The organism is Sphingomonas sp. (genome assembly GCF_025362505.1).
In the GTDB taxonomy this organism is placed as follows: domain Bacteria; phylum Pseudomonadota; class Alphaproteobacteria; order Sphingomonadales; family Sphingomonadaceae; genus Sphingomicrobium.
Map to the genome: position 1 here is coordinate 1 of NZ_JANYGG010000038.1, position 6,233 is coordinate 6,233.

Here is a 6,233-nt window from a genome sequence, read left to right on the forward strand (position 1 = left end):
TGCTTCTTCCGCTTTCGCGATGCTGTTGCCGCTGCGGGCATCAACGTCGAGATCGTGCCGGGTATCCTGCCGATCTCGAACGTCGCGCAGACGAGGAAATTCGCGTCGATGTGCGGGGCGAGCATCCCGGGGTGGATGGACCGACTGTTCGACGGGCTCGACGAATTGCCCGCCGCTCGCCAGCTGGTCGCGGCGACGATCGGCGCCGAATTGTGCCGCCAGCTATATGCCGGCGGGGTGCGCAATTTCCACTTCTATACGCTCAATCGCGCCGAGCTGGCCTATGCCATCTGCCATCTGCTCGGCGTTCGGCCCAAGCCAGAGGGCCGTGACACGATCAAGGAGCAGGCCGCATGACCAGCATCACACCCTCCCCCGCCGCGGCGCGGTTCCGCGATCAGGCAGCGAAGCGAATCCTCATCACCGACGGTGCGTTCGGGACGATGCTGCAGGGCTATTCGCTCGGCGAGGCGGAGTATCGCGGGTCGATCGAGACCAATCACGACCAGAAGGGCAACAACGACCTGTTGTCGCTGACCCAGCCCGCGATCGTGCGCGAAATCACCGACGCCTATCTCGCGGCGGGGTCGGACATCGTGTCGACCAACACGTTCAATGCGAACCGGATCAGCCAGGCCGACTACGGTGCCGAAGCGCTGGTGCGCGACCTCAACATAGCCTCGGCGCGGATCGCGCGTGATGCCGCCGACGCCGCCGAGGCCGCGACCGGGATCCCGCGCTTTGTCGCGGGTGCCTTGGGGCCGACCAACAAGACATTGTCTCTGTCACCAGACGTCAACGACCCTGGTTTCCGCGCGGTGAGCTTCGACGAATTGAAGGACGTCTATCGCGCTCAGGTTGAAGCTCTGGTCGAAGGCGGCGCCGACTTCATCCTGATCGAGACGATTTTCGATACGCTCAACGCCAAGGCAGGGATCATGGCGACGATCGAGGCGCAGGAAGCGATCGGCCGCGAGCTGCCGCTGATGATCAGCTTCACCATGACCGATCGCACCGGGCGCAACCTGTCGGGCCATTCGATCGAGAGTTTCTGGGCCTCGGTGCGCCATGCCAAGCCGCTGACGATCGGGGTCAACTGCTCGTTCGGCGCGCCCGATCTTCGCCCGCATGTGCAGGTCCTTTCGGCCGGCGCCGATGCATTGCTGATGGCCTATCCCAACGCCGGGCTGCCCAACGAACTGGGCGAATATGACGAGCAACCAGTGACGACCGCCGGCTTCATGCGCGAGTGGGCCGAGCAAGGGTTGGTCAACGTCATCGGCGGCTGCTGCGGGACGACGCCCGAGCATATCAAGCAAATGGCGATGGCCGTGGCGGGCCGTCCCCCGCGCGCGCTCCCCGCGCACCGCTCGGATACCCTGCTCGCGGGCATCGACCCGATGCGCATCGCCGCTTGAACCAAGGTAGTTTCGTGACCCGGAATGTCGCCCAATTCGTCAATATCGGCGAGCGCACCAATGTCACCGGATCGGCGGCGTTCAAGAAATTGATCCTCGGCGACGACTATGCCCGCGCCGTCGAGGTCGCGCGCCAGCAGGTCGAGAACGGCGCGCAGATCGTCGACGTCAACATGGACGAAGGTCTGCTCGACGCCGAGTATGCCATGACCACCTTCCTGAAATTGATCGGCGCCGAGCCTGACATCGCGCGCGTCCCGATCATGATCGATTCGTCGAAATGGTCGGTGATCGAGGCGGGTTTGAAGGTCGTGTCGGGCAAGCCGATCGTCAATTCGATCAGCATGAAGGAAGGCGAGGAGCCATTCCTCGCGCAGGCCCGCAAAATCATGGCTTATGGCGCCGCCGCGGTCGTCATGGCGTTCGACGAGAAGGGCCAGGCAGACACGGCGGCGCGCAAGGTCGAGATTTGCGAACGCGCCTACAAATTGCTCACCGGGATCGGCTTCCCGCCCGAAGACATCATCTTCGATCCCAACATCTTCGCGATCGCGACCGGGATCGACGAGCATCGCCGCTATGCGATCGATTTCATCGAAGCGTGCCGCGAAATCAAGGCGCGCTGCCCCCACGTCCATATCTCGGGCGGGGTGTCGAACCTCAGCTTCTCGTTCCGCGGCAACGAGCCGGTGCGCCGCGCGATGCACAGCGTGTTCCTCTACCACGCCATCCAGGCGGGGATGGACATGGGGATCGTCAACGCGGGGCAACTCGACATCTATGACGCGATCGACCCCGAGCTGCGCGAGGCTTGCGAAGACGTCATCTGGGATCGGCGAGAAGATGCCACCGACCGGATGATCACGCTCGCCGAGCGCTATCGCGGGACTGACGTGGTCGCCGAGAAGCAGGCCGAGGAATGGCGCGGCTGGCCGGTCGCCCGGCGATTGGAGCATGCGCTGGTCAAGGGCATCGACGCGTTCGTCGTCGAGGATACCGAGGAAGCGCGGCTGCTTAGCCCACGCCCGATCGAGGTCATCGAAGGCCCGCTGATGGACGGGATGAACGTCGTTGGCGACCTGTTTGGGTCGGGCAAGATGTTTTTGCCGCAGGTCGTGAAATCGGCGCGCGTGATGAAGAAGGCCGTTGCGCACCTGCTGCCTTATATCGAGGCGGCGAAGGACCCCGGCGCGCGCGGCAAGGGCAAGATCGTCATGGCGACGGTCAAGGGCGACGTTCACGACATCGGCAAGAACATCGTCGGGGTCGTGCTGCAGTGCAACGGGTTCGAGATCGTCGACCTGGGCGTGATGGTGCCGTGGACCAGGATCCTCGAGACCGCGATCGCCGAGGATGCCGACATCATCGGGCTGTCGGGGCTGATCACCCCGTCGTTGGACGAGATGGTCACCGTCGCCGAAGAGATGAAGCGCGCGGGGTTCAAGCTGCCGTTACTGATCGGCGGCGCCACGACGTCGAAAGTCCACACCGCGCTGCGCATCGACGTCGCATATGACGGCCCCGTGATTCACGTCCTCGACGCCAGCCGCGCGGTCGGGGTCGCGACCACGCTGGTCAGCGAGAGCGGCGGGCGAACCGCCTATGTCGACGAAATCAAGGGCGACTATGCCCATGTCCGCGAGACTCGCGAAGGAAAGGGCCAGAACGCGCTGCTTCCCATCGCCGATGCGCGCGCCAACGCCTTCCCGGCCGACATGCACTTGCGGCCCCCTGCCCCGGTCCAGCCGGGCGATCATCGCTTCGCCGACTGGCCGCTCGAGGAACTGCGCGGGCTGATCGACTGGACCCCCTTCTTCCGCGCGTGGGAGCTTGCCGGGAATTACCCTGCGATCCTCACCGATCATGTCGTCGGCGAAAGCGCGACGAGCCTGTTCGCCGACGCGCAGGCGATGCTCGACACGATCATCGCCGAGAAGTGGCTGACCGCACAAGGTACCGTCGGGCTGTGGCCGTGCCGCCGCGAGGGCGATGACGTCATCCTCCACCTCGAGGACGAGCGCCACGTCCGCTTGCCCTTCCTTCGCCAGCAGATCGCCAAACGCGCCGGCCGTGCCAACATGTGCCTCGCCGATTTCGTGTCCCGCGACGGCGACTGGATCGGCGGGTTCTCGGTCGGGATCCACGGGATCGACCCGCACATCGCGCGGTTCAAGGCCGACACCGACGATTATTCCGATATCCTGCTCAAAGCTCTCGCCGACCGGCTCGCCGAGGCGTTCGCCGAGCGGCTCCACCAGCATGTCCGGATGGAATTGTGGGGCTATGCGCCGGGCGAGCAGCTGACCAACGAGGCGTTGATCAAGGAGGAATATTTCGGGATCCGCCCCGCGCCGGGCTACCCCGCCTGCCCCGATCATAGCCTGAAACCAATCCTGTTCGACCTGCTCGGCGGGCCCGACGGGACCGGGATCACGCTGACCGAGAGTTTCGCGATGCTGCCGACCTCGGCGGTGTCGGGCTTCTACTTTGGTCACCCGCAGGCCGCCTATTTCGGAGTCGCGCGGATCGGCGAGGACCAGCTTGCCGACTATGCGGTCAGGCGAGGCTTTTCGCTCGACGAAGCGCGACGCTGGCTGCGTCCCAACCTCGACTGAGATTGACGCACGACGCCGCGACATATAACGACATCGTTATATCTCTAATCTTCCGCTCCAACATCCTGGGTGCCCATGCGCAGCAGCTATCTGTTTACGTCCGAATCGGTTTCCGAAGGTCATCCCGACAAGGTCGCCGACCAGATCAGCGACGCGATCGTCGACCTGTTCCTGGGCAAGGACCCCGAGGCGCGTATCGCGTGCGAGACGCTGACCACGACCAATCTCGTCGTTCTCGCCGGCGAAATCCGCTGCAAGGGCGTCTACGAGAACGAGCAGTGGCTCGATGGTGCCGAGGCCGAGATCGAGCAGGCAGTGCGCGAGACGGTCAAGCGCATCGGTTATGAGCAGGACGGCTTTCACTGGGAGAGCTTCAAATTCGTCAACAAGCTCCACGGCCAGTCGGCGCACATCGCGCAGGGCGTCGACGCATCGGGCAACAAGGACGAGGGCGCCGGCGACCAGGGGATCATGTTCGGTTATGCCACCGACGAGACCCCCGAGCTGCTCCCTGCCACGCTCTACTACAGCCACAAGATTCTCGAGCGGATGGCCGCTGACCGTCACTCGGGCGCGGCGCCGTTCCTCGAGCCCGACGCCAAGAGCCAGGTCACGCTGCGCTACGAGGAAAGCACCCCCGTCGCCGCGACCGCAATCGTCGTCTCGACCCAGCACGGCAAGGGCTATGACCAGGGCGACAAGGAGGCCGAGCTTCACGCCTATGTGAAGCGCGTTGTCGCCGACGTCTTCCCCGCTCATCTGCTGTCGGACGAGACCGTCTATCACATCAACCCGACCGGAAGCTTCGAGATCGGCGGACCCGACGGCGACGCCGGGCTGACCGGGCGCAAGATCATCGTCGACACCTACGGCGGGGCCGCGCCTCATGGCGGCGGAGCGTTCAGCGGCAAGGATCCGACCAAGGTCGACCGCTCGGCGGCCTACATGGCGCGCTACCTCGCCAAGAACATCGTCGCCGCGAAGCTCGCGACGCGCTGCACGATCCAGCTCGCCTACGCGATCGGCGTGTCCGAGCCGCTGTCGCTCTATGTCGATACTCACGAAACAGGCACTGTCGGCGACGACGTGCTCGAGACCGCGATCGGCAAGATCGAGGCCTTGGGCAGAATGACCCCGCGCGGCATCCGCATGCATCTGAAACTCAACAAGCCGATCTATGCCCGCACCGCCGCCTACGGACACTTCGGGCGCACCCCCGAGGGCGACTTTTTCCCGTGGGAAAAGACCGACCTTACCGATGCGCTGAAATCAGCGCTCGCCAACCAAGCCGAAGGAATTTCATCGTGACCACCACCACGCTCGAGCGTGATTATATCGTCAAAGACCTCAGCCTCGCCGCCTTCGGCCGCAAGGAAATCGACATTGCCGAGACCGAGATGCCCGGCCTGATGGCGCTGCGCACCGAGTTCGGCACGACCAAGCCGCTGACCGGCGCGCGGATCGTCGGTTCGCTCCACATGACGATCCAGACCGCGGTGCTGATCGAGACGCTGACTGCGTTGGGCGCGACCGTCCGCTGGGCGTCGTGCAACATCTTCTCGACCCAGGATCACGCCGCCGCCGCGATCGCCGAAACTGGTGTTCCGGTGTTCGCGATCAAGGGCGAGACGCTCGACGAATATTGGGATTATGTCGTCCGCATCTTCGATTGGGGCCAGGACACCACCTGCAATTTGATCCTCGATGATGGCGGCGACGCCACGATGTTCGCGCTGTGGGGCGCGCGGGTCGAAGCCGGCGAGACTTTGTTCACGCCGTCGAACGAGGAAGAGGAAATCTTCGCCAAGACACTGACCAAATTCCTCAAGGATCGCCCGGGCTACCTCACCAAGACCGTCGCCAACATCAAGGGCGTGTCGGAGGAAACCACCACCGGCGTCCATCGCCTCTATGAGCTCAGCAAGCAGGGCAAGCTCCCGTTCCCGGCGATCAACGTCAACGACAGCGTGACCAAGTCGAAGTTCGACAATCTTTATGGCTGCAAGGAGAGCCTTGTCGACGCCATCCGCCGCGCGACCGACGTCATGCTGGCCGGCAAGATCGCCTGCGTCGCGGGCTTCGGCGATGTCGGCAAGGGCAGCGCCGCCTCGCTCCGCAATGGCGGCGCGCGCGTGCTGGTGACCGAAGTCGATCCGATCTGCGCGCTGCAGGCGGCGATGGACGGGTTCGAAGTGGTGAC

The 6,233-nt window shown here is 64.4% G+C and carries 5 protein-coding genes; all 5 read left to right on the forward strand.

The features are described 5' to 3' along the window. On the forward strand, nt 1–357 hold a 357-nt coding region (locus tag Q0R27_RS03030; protein WP_293940770.1), incomplete at its 5' end, for a methylenetetrahydrofolate reductase. Then, nucleotides 354–1,418, forward strand: a complete 1,065-nt coding sequence (locus tag Q0R27_RS03035) for a homocysteine S-methyltransferase family protein (protein WP_293940771.1) — start codon at nt 354–356, stop codon at nt 1,416–1,418. The genes Q0R27_RS03030 and Q0R27_RS03035, both read left to right, overlap by 4 nt. 14 nt (nt 1,419–1,432) lie before the next feature. Further along, nucleotides 1,433–4,033, forward strand: a complete 2,601-nt coding sequence (gene metH / locus Q0R27_RS03040; protein WP_293940773.1) for a methionine synthase — start codon at nt 1,433–1,435, stop codon at nt 4,031–4,033. 75 nt (nt 4,034–4,108) lie between these two features. Next, nucleotides 4,109–5,341, forward strand: coding sequence for a methionine adenosyltransferase (metK, locus tag Q0R27_RS03045; protein WP_293940775.1), 1,233 nt, complete (start codon nt 4,109–4,111; stop codon nt 5,339–5,341). Then, on the forward strand, nt 5,338–6,233 hold an 896-nt coding region (locus Q0R27_RS03050), incomplete at its 3' end, for an adenosylhomocysteinase (protein ID WP_293940776.1). The genes metK and Q0R27_RS03050, both read left to right, overlap by 4 nt.